At 72.0% G+C, this 18,361-nt stretch carries 14 protein-coding genes; 6 read left to right on the top strand and 8 right to left on the bottom strand.

The window, feature by feature from the left end; genetic code table 11:
• The 5 genes from AAEP86_RS15300 to AAEP86_RS15280 form a co-directional block, all read right to left on the bottom strand.
• On the bottom strand, positions 1-855 hold the full coding sequence (locus AAEP86_RS15300) for a glycosyltransferase family 2 protein (RefSeq protein ID WP_420368154.1): 855 nt from the start codon (positions 853-855) through the stop codon (positions 1-3).
• Positions 852-2,003, bottom strand: coding sequence for a glycosyltransferase family 4 protein (locus AAEP86_RS15295; RefSeq protein ID WP_420368153.1), 1,152 nt, complete (start codon positions 2,001-2,003; stop codon positions 852-854). The genes AAEP86_RS15300 and AAEP86_RS15295 overlap by 4 nt, the downstream gene beginning before the upstream one ends.
• A gap of 74 nt (positions 2,004-2,077) precedes the next feature.
• Positions 2,078-3,115, bottom strand: a complete 1,038-nt coding sequence (locus AAEP86_RS15290; RefSeq protein ID WP_420370505.1) for a glycosyltransferase family 2 protein — start codon at positions 3,113-3,115, stop codon at positions 2,078-2,080.
• Positions 3,112-4,341 (bottom strand): ABC transporter ATP-binding protein, encoded by a 1,230-nt coding sequence (locus AAEP86_RS15285; protein WP_420368152.1) that lies wholly within the window; start codon positions 4,339-4,341, stop codon positions 3,112-3,114. Before AAEP86_RS15285 ends, AAEP86_RS15290 begins: the two co-directional genes overlap by 4 nt.
• Before the next feature lie 3 nt (positions 4,342-4,344).
• On the bottom strand, positions 4,345-5,247 hold the full coding sequence (locus AAEP86_RS15280; RefSeq protein WP_420368151.1) for an ABC transporter permease: 903 nt from the start codon (positions 5,245-5,247) through the stop codon (positions 4,345-4,347).
• A 215-nt stretch (positions 5,248-5,462) separates the two neighbouring features.
• On the opposite strand from AAEP86_RS15280, the gene AAEP86_RS15275 reads away from it, so the two are divergent.
• Both AAEP86_RS15275 and AAEP86_RS15270 read left to right on the top strand, forming a co-directional pair.
• Complete coding sequence (locus tag AAEP86_RS15275) at positions 5,463-6,059, top strand: hypothetical protein (protein WP_420368150.1); 597 nt, start codon at positions 5,463-5,465, stop codon at positions 6,057-6,059.
• Positions 6,059-8,500, top strand: a complete 2,442-nt coding sequence (locus AAEP86_RS15270; RefSeq protein ID WP_420368149.1) for a hypothetical protein — start codon at positions 6,059-6,061, stop codon at positions 8,498-8,500. Before AAEP86_RS15275 ends, AAEP86_RS15270 begins: the two co-directional genes overlap by 1 nt.
• Positions 8,501-8,570: 70 nt before the next feature.
• Here AAEP86_RS15270 and AAEP86_RS15265 read toward each other — a convergent pair whose 3' ends face one another.
• Positions 8,571-9,869: a glycosyltransferase family protein gene (locus tag AAEP86_RS15265; protein ID WP_420368148.1), complete on the bottom strand. Its 1,299-nt coding sequence runs from the start codon at positions 9,867-9,869 to the stop codon at positions 8,571-8,573.
• A 196-nt stretch (positions 9,870-10,065) separates the two neighbouring features.
• On the opposite strand from AAEP86_RS15265, the gene AAEP86_RS15260 reads away from it, so the two are divergent.
• Positions 10,066-12,582, top strand: a complete 2,517-nt coding sequence (locus tag AAEP86_RS15260; protein ID WP_420368147.1) for a glycosyltransferase — start codon at positions 10,066-10,068, stop codon at positions 12,580-12,582.
• Positions 12,579-13,316, top strand: coding sequence for a polyprenol monophosphomannose synthase (locus AAEP86_RS15255; RefSeq protein ID WP_420368146.1), 738 nt, complete (start codon positions 12,579-12,581; stop codon positions 13,314-13,316). The genes AAEP86_RS15260 and AAEP86_RS15255 overlap by 4 nt, the downstream gene beginning before the upstream one ends.
• Positions 13,317-13,413: 97 nt before the next feature.
• Here the strand turns inward: AAEP86_RS15255 and AAEP86_RS15250 are convergent, their stop codons facing one another.
• Positions 13,414-15,282, bottom strand: a complete 1,869-nt coding sequence (locus tag AAEP86_RS15250; protein WP_420368145.1) for a hypothetical protein — start codon at positions 15,280-15,282, stop codon at positions 13,414-13,416.
• A gap of 212 nt (positions 15,283-15,494) precedes the next feature.
• Positions 15,495-16,796: an exopolysaccharide production protein gene (locus AAEP86_RS15245; protein WP_420368144.1), complete on the bottom strand. Its 1,302-nt coding sequence runs from the start codon at positions 16,794-16,796 to the stop codon at positions 15,495-15,497.
• Positions 16,797-16,918: 122 nt separating this feature from the next.
• Here AAEP86_RS15245 and AAEP86_RS15240 point away from each other — a divergent pair, with 122 nt between their 5' ends.
• Positions 16,919-17,704: a hypothetical protein gene (locus AAEP86_RS15240; protein WP_420368143.1), complete on the top strand. Its 786-nt coding sequence runs from the start codon at positions 16,919-16,921 to the stop codon at positions 17,702-17,704.
• A 3-nt stretch (positions 17,705-17,707) separates the two neighbouring features.
• Complete coding sequence (locus AAEP86_RS15235; protein WP_420368142.1) at positions 17,708-18,322, top strand: hypothetical protein; 615 nt, start codon at positions 17,708-17,710, stop codon at positions 18,320-18,322.
• Positions 18,323-18,361 lie beyond the last annotated feature (39 nt).

Below are 18,361 nucleotides of genomic sequence, written 5' to 3'. Positions count from 1 at the left end.
CTACCTGCGGGTGACCCAGCGCGCGCGGACCGCCAAGCCGACGCGCAGGACGAGCCGGAGCGGCGACAGCCACCACGCCCGGTACTTGCGTGACAGGAACCGGTACGCGCTCCGGTGGTGCTCGATCTCCATCCGCCGCCGGTTCGACGACGTCGAGTGCGCCCCGGTGTGCGTGACCACGGCGGTCGGCACGTACACGTTCGTGCGCCCGGCGAGCCCGACGCGCTGCCCGAGGTCGACGTCCTCGAAGTACATGAAGTACGACTCGTCGAAGCCCTCGAGCTGCCGGAACAGGTCGGTCCGGATGAGGAAGCACGCGCCGGAGAGCCACCCGGCCTCGCGCTCGACGACCTGTGTCGTGGACCAGTACCGCTGGCTCCACGGGTTCGCGGGCCAGAAGCGCGAGAACGCCGCGTGGCCGAGGCCCGTGCGGAGCGAGGGGAGCCGTCGCGCGGACGGGTAGGTCTCGCCCTGCTCGTCGAGGATCCGCGGGCCGAACGACCCGCCGCCCGGCAGCCGGTCCGCCGCGGCCACGAGTTCGTCGATCGACCCCGGCGCGAGGACGACGTCCGGGTTGGTGACGAGCAGGAACTCGGGTCGGACGTCGGGCAGGACGTCGTCGAGCGCGGCGAGGGCTGCGTCGATGCCGCCGCCGTAGCCACGGTTGCCACCGGAGGACACCACGACGGCACCGTAGGACTCGCCGATCGCCCGGAGCGCGTCGAGGTCGGCCGAGCCGTTGTCGGCGATCACCACGGCGACGGGCGACGCCGACGCAGCCTCGGTGCTCGCGAGGAACGGCCGGATCGTGTCACCCGTGTTGTAGGTGACCGTGAGCACGGCGACCCGGATCACCGTGCGCTCCCGGCGACCGACTCGTACGCGGCGACGTGCACCGCGGCGGTCGCGTCCCACGTGAACCCGTCGGCACGCTCGAGCGCAGGGGCCCGGTGCGCCGTGACGAGGGCGGGGTCGTCGAGGAGCTCCGCCATCGCGGCGGCGAGGTCCCCGGCTGCGGGCTCCGAGTAGACCGCGGCGTCGCCACCGACCTCGGGGAGCGACAGACGCCGGGTGGTGAGCACGCACGCGCCGGTCGCCATCGCCTCGACCACGGGCAGGCCGAAGCCCTCGCCGAGCGACGGGTAGACGACGAACTCCGCGCCGCCGAGGAAGCCGGAGAGGTCCTCGAGCGGCAGGTACCCGGCCTCGACCACGTGGTCGGCGTCCTGCAGGGCGTCCAACCGCTCGACGGCGGCGTGGTCCCAGCCACGTGCTCCGGAGAGCACGAGCCACGGCGTCGACGAGCCGGTCGCGTCACGTGCGCCCCGGACGGCGGCGTACGCGTCGAGCAGGGCCGTGACGTTCTTGCGGGGTTCGATCGTGCCGAGGAACGCGATCCACCGCGCGCCGTCGGGCAGGCCCGCGGCGATGCGGGCGTCCTCGACCTCGGCCGTGGTCGGCTCGTGGAACCGGGCGCGGTCGACCCCGAGCGGGGCGACCCGGACGTCCGCGCGGATGCCGGTGACGACCCGCGCGGCCTCGGTCGCCGTCGCGGCGCTCGGCACGACCACCACCGGACGGGTGCGGAGGGAACGCCGACTCCACCAGGTGAAGAACGTGCGCTTGAGGCGCGAGTGCCACTCCGGGTTCGAGAAGAAGGTGGCGTCGTGCAGCGTGACGACCGAGCCGCGGCGCCAGAGCAGCGGGAACGTGTAGTGGGGCGAGTGCAGCACGGTCGCCCCCAGGCGGCGGCCGAGCGCCGGCAGGCCCGTCTGCTCCCACACCAGACGCAGCGGCACCCGGTCGGTCCACGACGGCGCGGTGTGCAGCGTCACGTGCGGCGCGACGGCGCGGAAGTGCGCCGCGTGGCCGGGGCGGACCACGAGGTGGACGTCGAGCTCGGACGCGGTGAGGTGCGAGACGACCCCCTCGAGGTAGCGGCCCACGCCGCCGAGGTCCTGCGGTACCGCGGTCCCGTCGACGAGGACGGTGAGCTGCGGCACGCGGGGTCCCTTCTGGGCGGGGGCGCCGCGGTCGGGACCGGCGGCGGGGGAGTGACCAGGATAGCCCGACCCGTTCATGCGCTCGGGTCCACCGCTCCGCGCGGGACGGACGCGACCCGCTGCTGGCGGACGCGGTGCGCGAGGTGCGCGGGGAGGTGCCCGAGCACGTCGGCCAGTGCTGCCAGGACGAGCCGCGCCTCCCGTCGGACCGGTCCGCGGACGAGCCCGCGGAGGCCGCGGCCGAGGGTGCGGACCGCGGCGCGGGCCACCGTCGGCCACGGTGCGTGCCACAGGGCGACGACGAGGCGGTTGCGGGCGTTCCGGAAGACGAACAGGTCGCTCTGCACGCCGGACGAGGCGGAGTGGTCGTGGACGACGACGGCGTCCGCGGCGTACTCGACCCGCCACCCGCGCCGCCGGAGGCGCCAGGCGAGTTCGGTGTCCTCGTAGTACATGAAGAGGGACTCGTCGAGCAGGCCGACGTCGTCGAGGGCGGTCCGGCGCAGTGCGGCCGCGCCGCCGGAGAAGCCGAACACGGCGGTGTCGGCCACGCGGTCCGCCGGCGCGAACCAGTCGCGGTCGGTGCCGTTGCCGTCACGGTCGACGCGGACCCCGGTGGAGTTGAGCCGGACCTCGCCGTCCGGGGACGGCACCCAGAGCCGGCCGTCGTGGTCGCGCAACGCACGCTGGTCGGCGGCGGGCCCGGTACCGACCGGGAGGCGCGACCAGCGTCCGGCGAGGACGATGCGTCCCGTGACCGCCGCGACGGCCGCAGGGGCGGCGACCAGGTGGTCACGGAGGGCCGCGACGAACCCCGGAGCGGGTTCGGCGTCGTTGTTGAGGAGCACCACGACCTCGGCGTCGGTGTGCCGGATGCCGGCGTTCGCGCCGACGGCGAACCCGCCGTTCGTCGCGAGCGCGAGGACGGTCGCCTCCGGCAGGACGCGGCGGAGGACGGCGACCGAGTCGTCGGTGGAGCCGTTGTCGACGATGACCACCTGGTCGGCCGCGCCGTCGGCGAGGACGGCGCGCACCGCACGCGTCGTGAGGTCGGCGTTGTTCCAGTTGACGACGACGACCGCGGTGCGGGTGGCGTCGCCGGTCGGGGTCAGTCGAGCTCCTCGATCGAGGGCTTCGCGTAGACGCTGCCGACGGCGTCGCCGAACGAGGGCACCTCGAACGAGTCACACTCGGGCAGGTCGTGGAGGTGCCGGCCCGCGGAGTCCATCATCGACACGTTGATGAAGTACTTGCCGGTCCCGAAGTTCGTGTCCGCGATGCGGAGTCGGAGCTTGCGGCGACCGTGCAGGGGATCGAGGTGGATGCCCATGATCCCGGTCGTCGTGCCGTACACGACCTGGCCGGCGGTGTTGTTGATCTGCACCGCCGCCTCCCAGTCCTCGACGCGGTCCAGGTGCTCGAACTCCATGTCGACGATGAGGTCGTCGCCGGGCACGACGCGATCGCGGTGCTGCTTGCCCTCGGCGTGCACGGTCGCGCCGAGCACGGTGCCGCGGCCGACCGCCACGTCGGCGCTGAGCTCGCCGGAGCGGCGCTCCTCGAGCACGTCGCGGAACTTGCTGACGGCCTGGACGGCGTCGCCGTCGTGCAGGACCTTGCCCTTGTTCAGGAGGACCACGCGGTCGCACATCTCCTGCACCTGGCTGAGGGAGTGCGTGACGATGATGATCGTCTTCCCCTGCTCCTGGAAGGAGCGGATGCGGTCGAGGCACTTCCGCTGGAACGCCTCGTCGCCGACGGCGAGGACCTCGTCGACGAGCAGCACGTCGGGGTCGGTGTGCACGGCCACCGCGAAGGCGAGCCGCACGTACATGCCGGACGAGTAGAACTTCACCTGGGTGTCGATGAAGTCGCCGATGCCGGAGAACGCGAGGATGTCGTCGAACCGCTCCTCGGTCTCCTTGCGGCTGAGGCCGAGCAGGCTCGCGTTGAGGAAGACGTTCTCGCGGCCGGACAGGTCCGGGTGGAAGCCGGCGCCGAGCTCGAGCAGCGCGGCGAGGCGCCCACGGCGGGACACGGTGCCGGACGTCGGCTGGATGATGCCGCCGATCGCCTTGAGCAGCGTCGACTTGCCGGAGCCGTTCTGGCCGATGAGCCCGACGGTGGTGCCGGCCTGGATCGACACGGAGACGTCGTCGAGTGCCCAGAAGTCCTGCCGGTGCTTGCGTCCGGCGCGGCCGAGGGTGACGATCCGCTCGCGGATGGTGTTGTCCTTGCGGACGACGAACCGCTTGCGGACGTGGTCGATGACGATGACGTCGGGACGGTCCGCGACGGGTCCGGACGTCGTCGGTGCGACGGGGGTGCTGATGGCCATGGTCTAGAGCTCCTGCGCGAAGTTGCCCTGCAGGCGGGAGAACACACGCTGCGCCCCGAGCAGGCAGAACAGGCCGATGACGAAGGCGATGCCGAGCCGCAGCATGAGGTGGTCGGGGTAGACCACCTTCGTCGGGTCGTGGATCCAGATCGCGTTCTGCAGGCCGAGGACGGACAGGGTCAGCGGGTTGTTCGTGTACACGGTCAGGAGCCAGCCCACCTTGAGGTTCGCGAGCACCATCGAGTACGAGTACACGATCGGCGAAGCCCAGAGCAGGACCATCAGACCGACGTCGATGACGAACTGCACGTCCCGCAGGTACACGTTGAGCGCGCTGAGCACGAGTCCGATCGCCGCGCCGTAGACCAGGATCACCAGCAGCGAGGGGATGAGGTACACCAGGCCCCCGTGCCAGGGGAACGCCCCGAGCACGACGGTGAAGACCAGCAGGATCGCGAACTGGATGGCGAAGTTCACCAGGGCGGCGCCGACGCTCGCGAGCGGGAAGACCTCGCGCGGGACGTAGACCTTCTTGATCAACCCGCTGTTGCCGACGATCGAGCTGGTCGACCCCGCCACGATCTCGCTGAACAGCGTGTAGGCGCTCAGCCCGGTGAAGACGTAGATGGCGAAGTTGTCGATGCCGTGGGCGGCGCCGAGCACCTTGCCGATCACGAAGTAGTAGATGAGGAGCTGGGTCAGCGGACGCACCAGCGTCCACACGAACCCGAGCGCCGAGTCCTTGTACCGCGCCTTGAGGTCGCGGCGGATGAGCATCCCGAGCATCTCGCGCTGCCGGAAGACGTCGCGCAGCTCGCGCCAGGTTCCTCGGATCGCGCTCGTCGGAGCGCCGACGACGACGAGGGGTTCCTGCGCGAGCGCCGCCATGCGGGCTTGATCGACCATGCGTCTCTTCGTTCGTGGGGGAGGGACCGGAACAGCATACTCACGGGCCTCCCCGACTGCCTGGGCGGACCGGGAGTCCGTGGAACGCTGCACGACAGCCGTCGTGCACCCCGAGTGGGGGGGAATGTCCGCGGATTCAACCCTCAACCTTCACTTTGGGGTTACCGTTGTCGCAACCCGGACCCTTGTCAACTCCCACAGGACGGCCCGTCAGCATGCAGCACGTTCCACGGCCGATCGCTGCGCTCGCGGCGGTCGGTGCTCTCAGTCTCCTCGCGGCGGGGTGTTCCGCCGGTGGTGACGACCCCGCACCCTCGCCCACGCGCAGTGCGTCCGCGACCCCCTCGACCACCCCGTCGCCCACCGCGACGGAGACGGCGTCGGCAGCCCCCACCCAGGGCACCGACGACGACTCCGGCACCGGCTCGGGCGACACCGACGACGCCGGCGACGTCCCCACCGCCTTCCCCGGCAGCGGCGAGACGAACCAGCCGGACACGGCGCCGTCGGAGTACCCGGCCACCGCGCTGGTCACCTTCGCCGCCTGGGACGGCGGTTCGCGGACGCTCCAGGCGGGCGGCCTCGTCTCCGGCACCACCGATGCGTCCGGCACCTGCACGTTCACCGCGACGCGGAGCGGCGTCTCCCGCACCCTCACCAGCACGGCCCAGACGAGCGCCTCGTCGGTCAACTGCGCCCAGGTGTCCTTCCCCGCCAGCCAGGTGTCGACCGGTACCTGGTCGGTCACCCTGAAGTACTCGGTCGGGTCGAAGTCGACCACGTCCGACCCGATGACGGCGGAGGTGCCGTGATGCGATCCATCCAGACCAGCAGCGGCCGTCGTCGTCCCCTGCGATCGACGCTCGGCATGGTCGCCGCGCTCGCGATCGCCGTGAGCGGCCTGACCTTCGGCACCCTCGTGTCCGAGGCGACGACCACCGAGTCGGCGTCGGCCGCGACCGCGGCGGGCTTCGACCCGGGCAACATCATCAGCGACGCGAACTTCTACAACGGGTCCGCGATGAGCGGTTCGAGCGTGCAGTCGTTCCTCAACAGCGTCGCGCCGAACTGCCGGCAGCAGTCCGGCGGCCCCGCCTGCCTGAAGAACTTCACGCAGAACGTCAGCGCGATCCGTGCGGTGTCCGGTCGGTGCTCCGCCATCGCCGGCGGCAACAAGTCCGCCGCGACGATCATCGCGCAGGTCGGATCGGCCTGCGGCGTGAGCCAGAAGGTGCTCCTCGTCCTGCTGCAGAAGGAGCAGGCCATCGTCGCGACGAACGCTCCGACGAACTACATGTACCAGCACGCCACCGGGTTCGCCTGCCCGGACACCGCGCCGTGCGACCCGGCCTACCGCGGGTTCGCCCAGCAGGTCTACGCCGCCGCGCTGCAGTTCAAGCGCTACCAGGCGTCCCCGACGTCGTGGGCCTACCAGGCCGGCCGGAACAACGCGATCCTCTACAACCCGAACGCGAAGTGCGGCACGAAGACCGTCTACATCAAGAACCAGGCGACCGCCGGGCTGTACATCTACACGCCGTACGTCCCCAACGCGGCCGCCATGGCGAACCTCTACGGCACGGGTGACAGCTGCTCGGCCTACGGCAACCGCAACTTCTGGCGCATGTACACCGACTGGTTCGGCTCGCCGACCGGTGGGTCGTCGCCGATCGGCAGCCTCGACTCGCTCACCCCGGGCTTCCGTCAGGTGACGGTCCGCGGGTGGACGGCCGACCCGGACACCACCGCAGCCATCAAGGCGCAGTTCTACGTCGACGGCGTCGGCAAGGCGTCGGTCATGGCGAACGCGAACCGGACGGACCTGGCCGCGCGCCTCGGCTCGAACAACACCGCCCACGGGTACTCCGCGACGCTCTCCGGCCTGACCGCCGGCAAGCACAACGTCTGCGTCTTCGGGATCAACACCGGCCCCGGTTCGAACACCCTCCTCGAGTGCCGCGACGTCAGCATCTCGGGTGGCACCCCGACCGGTGTCATCGACGGGGCCTCGGCCGTGGCCGGCACGCTGACCATCCGCGGGTGGGCCATCGACCGCGACACGACGTCGGCGACCCAGGTGCAGGTCCGCGCCGGCAACAAGACGCTCGGCACCCTGTCGGCCAACCAGAAGAAGGCCGGTCTCAACGCGGCGAAGCCGGGCTACGGCGACAACCACGGGTACTCGGGGTCGCTGAAGGGCTTCCCGGGCGGCACCCAGACCGTGCGCGTCTACGCGAAGGACCTGTCGAGCGGCAGCTGGACGCAGGTCGCCACGACGTCGGTGAAGCAGCCGACCGGCTACCCCTGGCTCGCGGTCGACGAGGTCGCGTCCAAGGCGCCGGGCAGCTTCCTCGCCCGCGGGTGGGCGATCGACCCGGACACGACCGGGACGATCCGCGTGCACTTCTACCTCGACGGCAAGGGGGTCGCCAACATCGCGGCGGACCAGCTCAAGTCGGGCCTGAACAGCGCGAAGCCCGGGTACGGTGACCAGCACGGCTACCGACTCGAGAAGTCCGGCATCTCCGCGGGCAAGCACAACCTGTGCATCATCGCGATCAACGCCGGTCCGAAGAACTCGAACGCGAGCATCTGCAAGTCGTTCTCGACGCCGACCGGTTCGCCGAAGGTGACCGTCGGTCAGGCGTCGGCGGCCGGACTCGGGGCGATGACGGTGAGCGGGACGGCCTTCGACCCGGACACCGTGTCGGCGGTCGCGCTGCGGTACACCGTCGACGGCAAGCAGGTCGCGACCGGGACGGCGAACCAGGCCGCGAAGGGCTTCGACACCGCGCACCCCGGCTACGGCGCCGCCCACGGCTACCAGCAGAAGCTCACCGGCATCGGTCCGGGCTCGCACACGGTCTGCGTCGTCGCGAAGAACACCGGCGGCGGCTCGGACACGAGCTCCTGCACGAAGGTGGCGGCGGCCAGCGGCAACCCGACCCTCCTGCTCGACGAGGTCTCCTCGCCGAGCGCGGACACGGTCCGGGTCCGCGGCTGGGCGATCGACCCGGACACGAAGGCGTCCATCCGCGTCCACGTCTACTTCGACGGTGCGAGCGGCAAGTCGATCGCGGCCGACCAGGCGAAGGCGTCGCTCGCCACGGCCTACGCCGGCTTCGGCGGGAACCACCAGTTCGACGCGACCTTCACCGGTCGACCCTCGGGAGCGACCAACGTGTGCGTCTTCGCCATCAACCAGGGCGCAGGGCAGAACACGGAGATCTGCCGGTCGCTGACGGTCAAGTAGGACGTCACCTGCGGACGACGGGAGGCGCGGTGCCAGCTGGCACCGCGCCTCCCGTCGTCCGTCGGGGCGGTCAGCCGCGCCGACGGAGCGTGCGCGCGACGCCACCGAGCCGGTCGAGCACCCGGAACTCGGCGGAGTGGGTGAGGGCGTCGTACCGCGTCGCGATCGCGTCGCGTTCCGCCTCGGCGTCCTTGCGGGCCTGGTCGATGACGGCGACCGCCTCCTCGGAGACGATGAGCCGGCGGTTGATGTCCTCGACACCGGCACGGTGGACGTCGCGCTCCTGCTCGGTCGCACGCAGCAGCTCCCGCTGCTGGGCCGCCCAGCGGAGCAGCGGGTCGCGCGCACCGGAGCGCGTCGCCGCCCGTGCGACCGCCGCACCGAGCGACGGGCCGACCTGGGCGGCGCGCGCCGCGTAGGAGTGCCGCTCGACGACGACCGAGCGGAGCCGCTCGACGACCGCCTCGCGTTCGGCGGCCGGCATCGCGAGCGCACGCTCGAGCGACGCGGCGTCGGTGAACACCGGCACCTCCGCGAGCCCCAGCTCGTCGAGGCCGAGCGCCGTCGTGGTGACCGGCAGCGCCCCGCAGGCGAGCGATTCGTACAGCCTCGAGTTGAGCGTCCCGAACTCGGCCGCCGGCGCGATGACGTCGTCGACGACGAACGCGGCGGCCCGGTAGACCTCCGGCAGGGCGAAGTACGGCACCGCGGGACGGAGTTCGACCCCGGGGGCGGCGTCCACGTGCTCGACGTTCGCGGCGAACCAGACGATCGGCTCGGCGGGGGAGACCTCCTGCAGGACGTCCTGGACACCGCGGCGGGCGCCCCAGAAGTTGACGGTGGCGACCGCGCGGTCGGTGCGCGTGGTGGCGGGGCCGTCGACGTCGGTGGTGAAGAGGTCGAGGTCGACGCCGATCGGGACGACGTCCACGGGGTGACCGACGGCGCGGGCGAGCTCGTCCGCGGCGATCGACGACGACGCCCACACGGCGTCGTACTCGCCGAGGTACGGCAGGGACGCCCACTGCGCCGTCCAGTTGCGCACCCACGCGACCGTCGCGGTACCGGCGGGGACGAGCCCGGGGACGAAGGACTCGATCATGCTCACGAGCACCGTGGTGTCCGCCGGGACGTCCTCGGTCCAGCGTCGGATCGGCCACACGTCGACGCCCCAGCCCTCGGCGCGCAGCGCACGTGCCAGGCCGAGCGCGACGAACAGGTCGCCCTTCCCCTCGGCCGGGTCGTCGGTCGACACGGCGAAGCGGACGGTGCCCGCCGTGCCGCTGGCGTGGTCGCCGCGCGCGATCGCCTCGTACTCGGCGGCGAGGGGGGAGGGTGCGGGGGCGAGCGGGATCGAGGGCTGGGTCACGGGTGCTCCGGGTCTGGGGAGGAGGCCGTCGTGGCGGTCGCGGGGACGCACGGCGGTCGTGGCGGCCGGGTGGGGGCCGTGTGCCATTGTGCCCGAACCGGTCCCGATCACAGGGGAGCGCCGTGCTCCGCCTTGTAGGGTGATGTCGGCCGCGGGGCGTCCCCGTCGGTCGCACCACCGATGACCCACGCCGCGAGTGCGGCACCTGCTGGAGGAACTCGCCGTGACAGAGCGCAAGCCAGGAGTCGTCTCCGTCGTCCTCGTGAACTACAAGGGCACCGACGACACACTGACGAGCATCGCCGAGCTGCGCAAGCAGGACTGGCCCCAGGACCGGCTCGAGGTCATCGTCGTCGACAACGGCTCCGGTGCGGAGCACGTCGGCCGGCTCAAGGCCTCCGACCTCGACTTCACCTTCGTCGACTCCGGGCAGAACCTCGGGTTCACCGGCGGCTGCAACCTCGGCGTCGAGCACTCCACCGGCGAGATCGTCGCGTTCCTGAACAACGACGCGCGCCCCGACACCGGCTGGGTCCGCGAGGCCATGGCCACCTTCGCCGCCGGCGCCGACATCGGCGCGGTCGCGTCCAAGGTGCTCGACTGGGAAGGCGTCAACGTCGACTTCACCGAGGCCGCGATGACCTGGTACGGCATGGGCTACAAGCCGTTCGCCGGGTCACCGGACACGGGCCGCTGGGAGTCCGAGACGGACGTCCTCTTCGGCACCGGCGCGGCGATGTTCATCCGTGCGGAGCTCTTCGAGCAGCTCGGTGGCTTCGACGACCGCTACTTCATGTTCTACGAGGACGTCGACCTCGGCTGGCGGCTCAACCTGCTCGGCTGGCGCTTCCGCTACCAGCCGAAGTCCGTCGCGTTCCACAAGCACCACGCGTCGATGAACAAGTTCGGCGACTTCCGCGAGACCTACCTGCTCGAGCGCAACGCCCTCTTCACGCTGTACAAGAACCTCGGCGACGAGCAGCTCGCCGCTGCCCTGCCCGGGTCCCTCGCCCTCGCCGTCCGGCGCGCCGTGGGCCGCGGCGAGCTCGACTCCACGGAGCTCGACCTGCGCAACCCCGGCGACGACAGCGTCCCCACGATCCCGGTCCCGAAGACGAGCATGGCCGGCATCTACGGGGTCGACCAGTTCGTCGAGCAGCTCCCGTCGATGACCGAGTCCCGCCGCGAGATCCAGGCGACCCGCGTCCGCAGCGACCGCGAGCTCCTCCGCCTGTTCGGCAACCGCGACGAGCCCGCGTACCCGATCGAGAACTACCTCGCCGGCTACGACAAGATCGTGCACTCCCTCGGCGTCCTCGAGGTCGGCACGCGGCGGCGGATCCTGATCATCACGGGCGACTCCATCGGCGAGAAGATGGCCGGCCCGGCCATCCGTGCGACCCAGATGGCGAAGCAGCTCGCGGGCGAGCACGACGTCCGCGTCATCAGCCTCACCCGGTCCACGCCGATCGACCCCTCCTACGAGGTCGTCACGGTGCCGCACCGCCACCCGCGCCAGATGGTCGAGCACGAGGCCTGGGCGGACGTCATCGTCGTGCAGGGGCACGCGCTCCGCCTGTTCCCGGTCCTCGAGTCGACCCGGAAGATCCTGGTGGTCGACGTGTACGACCCGCTGCACCTCGAGCAGCTCGAACAGGGCCGCAGCGACGACGTCGACCAGTGGAACCGCCAGATCCTCGACGCATCGGACACGCTCAACCACCAGCTCGAGCTCGGCGACTACTTCATCTGCGCCTCGGAGCGGCAGCGCATGTTCTGGCTCGGGCAGCTCGCCGGGTCCGGCCGCGTGAACGCCCGCACCTACTCACGTGACGCCGACCTCCGGTCGCTCATCGGCGTCGTGCCGTTCGGCCTGTCCTCGACCCCGCCGGTGCACGACCAGCAGCGCGTCAAGGGCGTCGTCCCGGGCATCGGCAAGAACGACAAGCTCGTCGTCTGGGGCGGCGGCATCTACGACTGGTTCGACCCGATCACCCTGGTGCGCTCGATCGGGCAGCTCGCCGAGCGCCGTCCGAGCGTCAAGCTCTTCTTCATGGGCGTGCAGCACCCGAACCCCGACGTGCCCGAGATGGACATCGTCGCGAAGGTGCGCGCCGAGGCCGACGCGCTCGGGCTCACGGGCAAGAACGTGTTCTTCAACGACTCGTGGATCCCCTACGAGGAGCGCGGTGCGTACCTGCTCGAGGCCGACGCCGGTGTGTCGACCCACTACGAGCACCTCGAGACCACGTTCTCGTTCCGCACGCGCATCCTCGACTACCTCTGGGCACGCCTGCCGATCGTGACGACCGCCGGGGACTCGTTCGGCGACCTCGTCGCCGAGGAGAAGCTCGGCGTCGCCGTGCACGAGCAGGACGTCGACGGCCTCGCCGCCGCGCTCGAGACGGCGCTCTTCGACAAGAAGGCGCGCGCCGAGTTCATCGGCAACGTCGACCGCGTCCGCGAGCGCTTCACGTGGGAGAACGTCCTCGCCCCGCTCGTCGAGTTCTGCCGCAACCCGGTCCGCGCCGCCGACAAGTCCGTCCGCGAGACGTCGGCGCAGCTCGAGGCCCACCAGATGCGCGTCCGGGTGCCCGAGCGGAAGAAGCTCTACGGCGTCCGGCACGACCTCGGGCGTGCGGTGCACTACTTCCGCACCGAGGGCCCACGCAGTGTCGCGGGCAAGATCAAGCGGCGCCTGACGAACCGGTGACCCAGGGGAACGCCACGGCGCTCGTCATCGTGCCCACGTACGACGAGGCCGAGAACGTCCGCGCCGTCACCGCGGCCGTGCTCGACGCCGTGCCGACGGCGCACCTGCTCGTCGTGGACGACGGCAGCCCGGACGGCACCGCCGACATCGTGCGGGAGATCGCCAGGGCGGACCCCCGCGTGCACCTGCTGGAGCGGAGCGGCAAGCTCGGGCTCGGCACGGCGTACGTCGCCGGCTTCCGCTGGGGGCTCGACCGCGGCTACCCGTTGCTCGTCGAGATGGACGCTGACGGCTCGCACCCCGCCGACCGGCTCCCGGCGCTCGTCGCCGCGGTGCGGGACGACCAGGACGTGGCGCTCGCGATCGGTTCCCGGTGGGTGCCCGGCGGCTCCGTCGTCGACTGGCCGCTCCGCCGCCAGGCCCTCAGCCGGGGCGCGAACACGTACGCGCGGCTCGTGCTCGGGATCGACGTGCGGGACATCACCGCCGGCTTCCGCGTCTACCGGGCCGACACGGTCGCGCGGATGGACCTCGACTCGGTCGACTCGAAGGGCTACTGCTTCCAGGTCGACATGACGCTCCGGGTCGACGACCTCGGTGGCCGGATCGTGGAGGTCCCGATCCGGTTCCGCGACCGGGTGCACGGCGTCTCCAAGATGAGTCGGTCCATCGTCGTCGAGGCGATGCTCCGCGTCACGCAGTGGGGGGTCGAGCGGCGGTTCCGTCGGCGCTGACGCCCGGCGCTCACGCCCAGCGCCGATGCGCCGGCACCGACGCCGAGCGCGGCTGACGCTCGGTGACACGGACCCCCGACCGCGCCGCGGTGTGCCGTCAGACGCAGGTGACGTTGCGGTCCTGTGCGCCGACGACGTACTGCGCCATCTGCACACGGCTGCCCGTCGTCAAGCCACCCGCCGTGCAGGCCCGTTGCGCTGCTGCGACGCCGTCGGTCCCGACGGCGATCCAGCTCGGCAGGCCGGTGAGCGGCGAGGAGGACGGCACCGTGCCGACGATCGTGGCGAACTGCGACTTCGTCGAGTAGATGCCGACGGTGCTGACCTTCGCCGCCTTCAGCGCCGCGACCATCCCCTCGATGTCCGCGCGGTTCTGGGTCTGGTAGTCCTTGGCATCGGCAGGCTTCAGCCACGACAGGCCGGTCTCGACGTCGATCCACCAGCGGTAGGCCGACGGGGTCGGGACGCCCCTGGTGTGCGTCGCCTCGTAGGCGCGTGTGTACCCGTACACGTACGAGCACCCGGCGTTGTACGCACCGGTGCACGTGCCGAACTGGCTCGGGATCGGGATCTGCTTCCCGGTGCCGGCAGGATCGGCGCCGTTCTTCGGCCACACCGATGCCGCCCTGCCAGGGTTCGCCGCGAGCGCGTACACCTGCGCCTTCGGCTGGTTCGTCCCTCCGGTGCTGGCCGCCGCCCACTTGAGCTGCTGCGCCACGCACGCGTTGTCTTGGTTCGGGAGGGACCCGTTCGCGCCCACGATCCCGAAGGCCTGACCGGTCGGGAGCGTCGCCCCGCACTGCGGCCACGAGACGTCCGCCCCGAAGCCCGACCCGCTCGCCCCGCTCATGAAGTACCCGGCCACGTCGACCGTCAGCGTCGCCGTCCCCACGGACACCTTGGCCTGCGCCCGCCGGTCCACGGTCGACCCGACGAGCTTCGTCATCACGGCGTTGCTGAGGGTCTGTCCGGCGCCGAGCACCTGCGTGGCGACCTGCGGATCCTGTCCGGCCGGGGTGAAGCGCAGGTAGCTGGCCACCGTGGTCCGCGAGGTGGTGGCGGTGGCGACGACGGCGGTGGCGGTCCCGGGGACGCCGGCGGTCCCCGAGAGCCGGATCGTGCGCGGCGTGGTCGTCAGGGTGGTCGATGCGGCCCGCACCGGGTCGACCGGCACGAAGACGGAGCCGGTCGAGGTGTTCGCGTAGTAGCCGGCGACGTCCATGAAGATCGTCGCGGTCCCGCTCGAGACCTTCACCTGCGCGGCACCACCCGCGAGCTTGACGATCACGAGGTTCGAGATCGTGGTGCCCTTGGTGTAGACCTGCGCCGCCACGCGCGCGTCCTTGCCGGCCGGCGTGACGCGGACGTACCCGTTGGCGTTCGGCGTCCCGACCTCGGTGTTGAGTGCCACGGCGGTCGCGTTCGTGGGGATGCCGGCACGACCGGAGAGCGGCACGCGGGTGGGCGTGGTGCCGACCCGCTTGCTGAAGACACGCGCGGCGTTGAGCGGCGTGAAGGTCGCACCGGAGCCGTTCGCGTAGTAACCGGAGACGTCGAGGTAGACCGTGCCGGTGCCGGCGGTGAGCTGGACCTGCACCTTGCCACCGACCAGCCGCACCGTCTGGAGCGCCGACACCGTCTGCCCCCGGCGGAACGCCTGCGTGGTGGTGCTCGCGGCCACCCCGGCCGGGGTGACCCGTGCGGAACCGGCCGCGGTGGGCTTCTCGACCTCGACGTTCACCACGACCGCGGTCGCACCGGAGGGCACCCCCGTCCGGCCACCGAGCTGCACGGTCGTCGCTCGGGTGCCGACGGTGCCGGACCACGAGCGGACGGTGTCGAGGGGTGTGAACCGTCCGGTCGTCGGCGCAGCGGCCTCGGCCGCGGTGACGGGGCCGACGACGACGGCGGCGACGGCGACGGCGACGGCCGAGAGGACGATCGAGATCCGGTGGGCCAGGCGCATGGAGGTCCTTCTCGTGCGGGGGCCGTCCCCCTGACGGCCGATCGCAGTCTAGGGGGAGCCGCCGACGACGTCGACCGTGCCTGAGCGGACGTACGTCCCCGGACACACGGGGTGGTGACCCGTCGGGTGGTGCCCGGCGAGGCGGTGGTGGGGCGCGCCTCCCGGCCGGGGTGTGGGACGCGGTGCGCGGGGCGGGTGCCCGTCGGGACGGGCTAGGTGCGCGGCAGGTGCCGCCGCCACGACCGCCGTCGGGCGGCGATGACGAGCACGGCGACGAAGACCATCAGCCCGGCTCCGTGCAGCAGGTAGCTCTCCGCGGTGCTCGTGACGCCGAGCAGCACGAGGACGGCGGCCGGCCACACGTACGCGACCCCGGGGAAGGTCGTCGCGGTCACCCAGGCGCGCGCGAAGGCGAGGAGCGCGGTGACGCCGAGGATGATCGTGCCGGCGAGGCCGATCTGCAGCCACGCGTCGACGAACGCGTTCAGGCCGGAGGTGAACGGTCGTCCGGCCGGGTCGATGAACGTGACGTAGGGCACGACCGGCTCGTGCGGCCAGGTGCCGACCCAGCCCCAGCCCTGGATCGGGTACTGCGCGACGAACACGCGGATCTGCGTCCAGAGGTCGAGCCGCGTGGCGGTGCCGCCGGCCGCGCCGATCTCCGCCAGCACCCGGTGTCGGCCGATCACCCCGACCACGATCATCAGGAGCACCACCCCGCCGAGCACCCCGTTCACGACCGGCCGCGTCGTCGGCCTGGCGTGCCGGAGCGACCAGATCGCGAGTGCCGCGACGGCGAGGGCGATCATGGCGAGACCGGTGATGGGGGACTGGACGAGCATCAGCGCGATGACGGCCAGGGCGGTGGACCCGATCGCACGCCACATCGTCACCGAGCGGGTGAGGAACTCGACGACGAAGGTGACGAGCGCCATCGCCGCGATGAACCCCATGAAGTTGCGGGTGCCGCCGATGCCCTGGATCGGACCGCCGTACGCGATGTTCTCCTGGATGCCGAACGCGGGGATCGGCAGGTCGAGGACCAGGCCGGACAGGACCTCGAGCCCCAGGGCGGCGACGAGGAGGATCCGGAACGCGTCGCCGGAGGCCCGGATGACCTGCACGAGGTCGCGGCCGAGCGCCAGGTACAGCCCGAGCCCGATGAAGCACACGGTGCCGACGAGGCCGCGCAGCGCCACCCAGGAGTACTCGCTCCAGAGCACGCTCAGCGCGCAGTAGCCGACGAAGGCCAGCAGGGACAGCGGGAGGACCCCGTGCCACTCGATCCGGTAGCGCTGGCCGAGGAGGCTCAGGCCGGCGAGGACGAACAGTGTCACCAGGACGGCCCAGACGCCGGCGCGACCGACGAGCGCGGCGACCGTCGGTTGCCCGAAGGCGAAGAGGACGATGACGGTCGCGAGCGCCTGGCTGAAGCGGCCGCCGGCCGAGAACCCGATCCAGGCGGAGAGGTAGCGCCTGGCGAGCATGCGCTTCGTCAGCCGTCCGTCCGTCACCCGTCCATCTTGGCGTACGGACCTCGGTGCGCGGCACGTTCCCGGGAGCCGGCAGCGCAACCGGGGTATCGCGGAGCGTCAATATGCGCGATCCGCGATGTTCCGGCTAGCGTCGGCGGACGATGGAGTCCGCAGCGAGCAGGCACGGGCGACGCGGCGTCGTCGGACCCGGGAGCGCCGCCGTGCTCGTCGGTCTCGTGACCGCGGCCCTCGCCTGGTGGCGGCTCGGTCCGGTCAGCCGCGGCACGGTGTGGGCCGAGGACGGCGGGATCTTCCTCCGCGAGCGGATCGCCCTCGGACCGGTCGACTCGCTGCTGCACCCCTACGCCGGCTACCTGCACCTCGTCCCGCGCCTGCTCGTCGACCTGGCCTGGACGCTGCCGGTGGTCGACTACGCCCGAGCGCTCTCGGCGGGCGCGTGCCTCGTCGTCGGCGTCCTCGCGGCAGCGGTCTTCCTGTGCTCCCGCGACGTCGTGCCGGCCTGGCCGTTCCGGGCGCTGCTCGCCGCGCTGCCGGCACTGCTGCCGCTCGCGCCCTACGAGATCAGCGGGAACGCCGCGAACCTGCACTGGTTCATGCTGTTCACCGCGCCGTGGCTGTTCGCCCACCGCGCCCGGTCCTGGTGGGGCGCCGGGGCCGTCGCCCTGCTCACCGCGTTCGTCGTCCTCACCGAACTGCAGACGGTGCTGTTCCTGCCGCTGCTGCTCCTGGCGTGGCTGCCGGGCCGCGCTCGCACCGCCACGCTCGGCACCGGTGTCCGTCGCGTGTGGCCGCGCGCCGTGCCGGTCACGGTCGTCGCGCTCGCCGGGGGGACCGCGCAGGTGGTGACGGCGTCCACCGACCCCCGCACCGGTGCACCCGGGGCACCACCACCGTTCACGGACGTCGTCGCCGGGTGGCTGGTGTAGCCGGTGGCCGGCCTGTGGAACCCGGACGTCGGGGCCGCCGTCCGGGTCGTCGTCGCCCACGGGTGGGCACCGGTGCTCGTCCCCGTGGCGTTCCTGCTCGTCGTGCTCGGCGCGGCGGTCGTCGTCGGCCACTGGCGGGCACGATGGATGGTCGTCGCGTTGACCGCGGCCTCGGGTGGGGTCTGGTGGGCGGCCCTCCTCGCGAACGGCAGTGCGGCCCAGCCCTGGGCGCACCCGGTCATCGCGCTCGCCGCCGTCCCGCCGCAGCGGTACGCGGCGGCGTCGGGCATGCTGCTCCTGGCCGCCGCGGTGGTCGCGGCGAGCGTCCTCACCGCGCGGTGGTCCGTCGACCACCCGGTCGCCGGTGCGGACATCCGGTCGGGAGGCGCGACCCGCCTCGTCGGAGCGCTCGCCGGCTGGTGCGTGGTCGCCCTGGTGGTCGTGGCGACCGTCGGCAACGTCGCCCCCGGCGCGACGCGGCGGAGCGACGGACCGGTGTGGGCGACGCAGGTGCCCGCCGCGGTGGCGGCGTGCGCGGGGGACCGGTCCAGGACCGTCGACCTCCGCAAGGCGCCGTGGACGGCGCAGGTGCCGTGCGCGCGGTTGCTCGACCGCTGACGGGACGCGGGCGGCGCGCTGACCGGCGCGTGGTGCCCG

Source organism: Curtobacterium sp. L1-20, from assembly GCF_048755855.1.
Lineage (GTDB): Bacteria > Actinomycetota > Actinomycetes > Actinomycetales > Microbacteriaceae > Curtobacterium.
This window is presented reverse-complemented; position numbering and strand designations above follow the sequence as displayed.

What these genes read in the sequence shown, in the direction of transcription:
- AAEP86_RS15285 (WP_420368152.1), bottom strand. Translation starts at nt 4,341, where the DNA reads ATGGCCATCAGCACCCCCGTCGCACCGACGACGTCCGGACCCGTCGCG.
- AAEP86_RS15250 (WP_420368145.1), bottom strand. Translation starts at nt 15,282, where the DNA reads ATGCGCCTGGCCCACCGGATCTCGATCGTCCTCTCGGCCGTCGCCGTC.
- AAEP86_RS15240 (WP_420368143.1), top strand. Translation starts at nt 16,919, where the DNA reads ATGGAGTCCGCAGCGAGCAGGCACGGGCGACGCGGCGTCGTCGGACCC.
- AAEP86_RS15275 (WP_420368150.1), top strand. Translation starts at nt 5,463, where the DNA reads ATGCAGCACGTTCCACGGCCGATCGCTGCGCTCGCGGCGGTCGGTGCT.
- AAEP86_RS15270 (WP_420368149.1), top strand. Translation starts at nt 6,059, where the DNA reads ATGCGATCCATCCAGACCAGCAGCGGCCGTCGTCGTCCCCTGCGATCG.
- AAEP86_RS15280 (WP_420368151.1), bottom strand. Translation starts at nt 5,247, where the DNA reads ATGGTCGATCAAGCCCGCATGGCGGCGCTCGCGCAGGAACCCCTCGTC.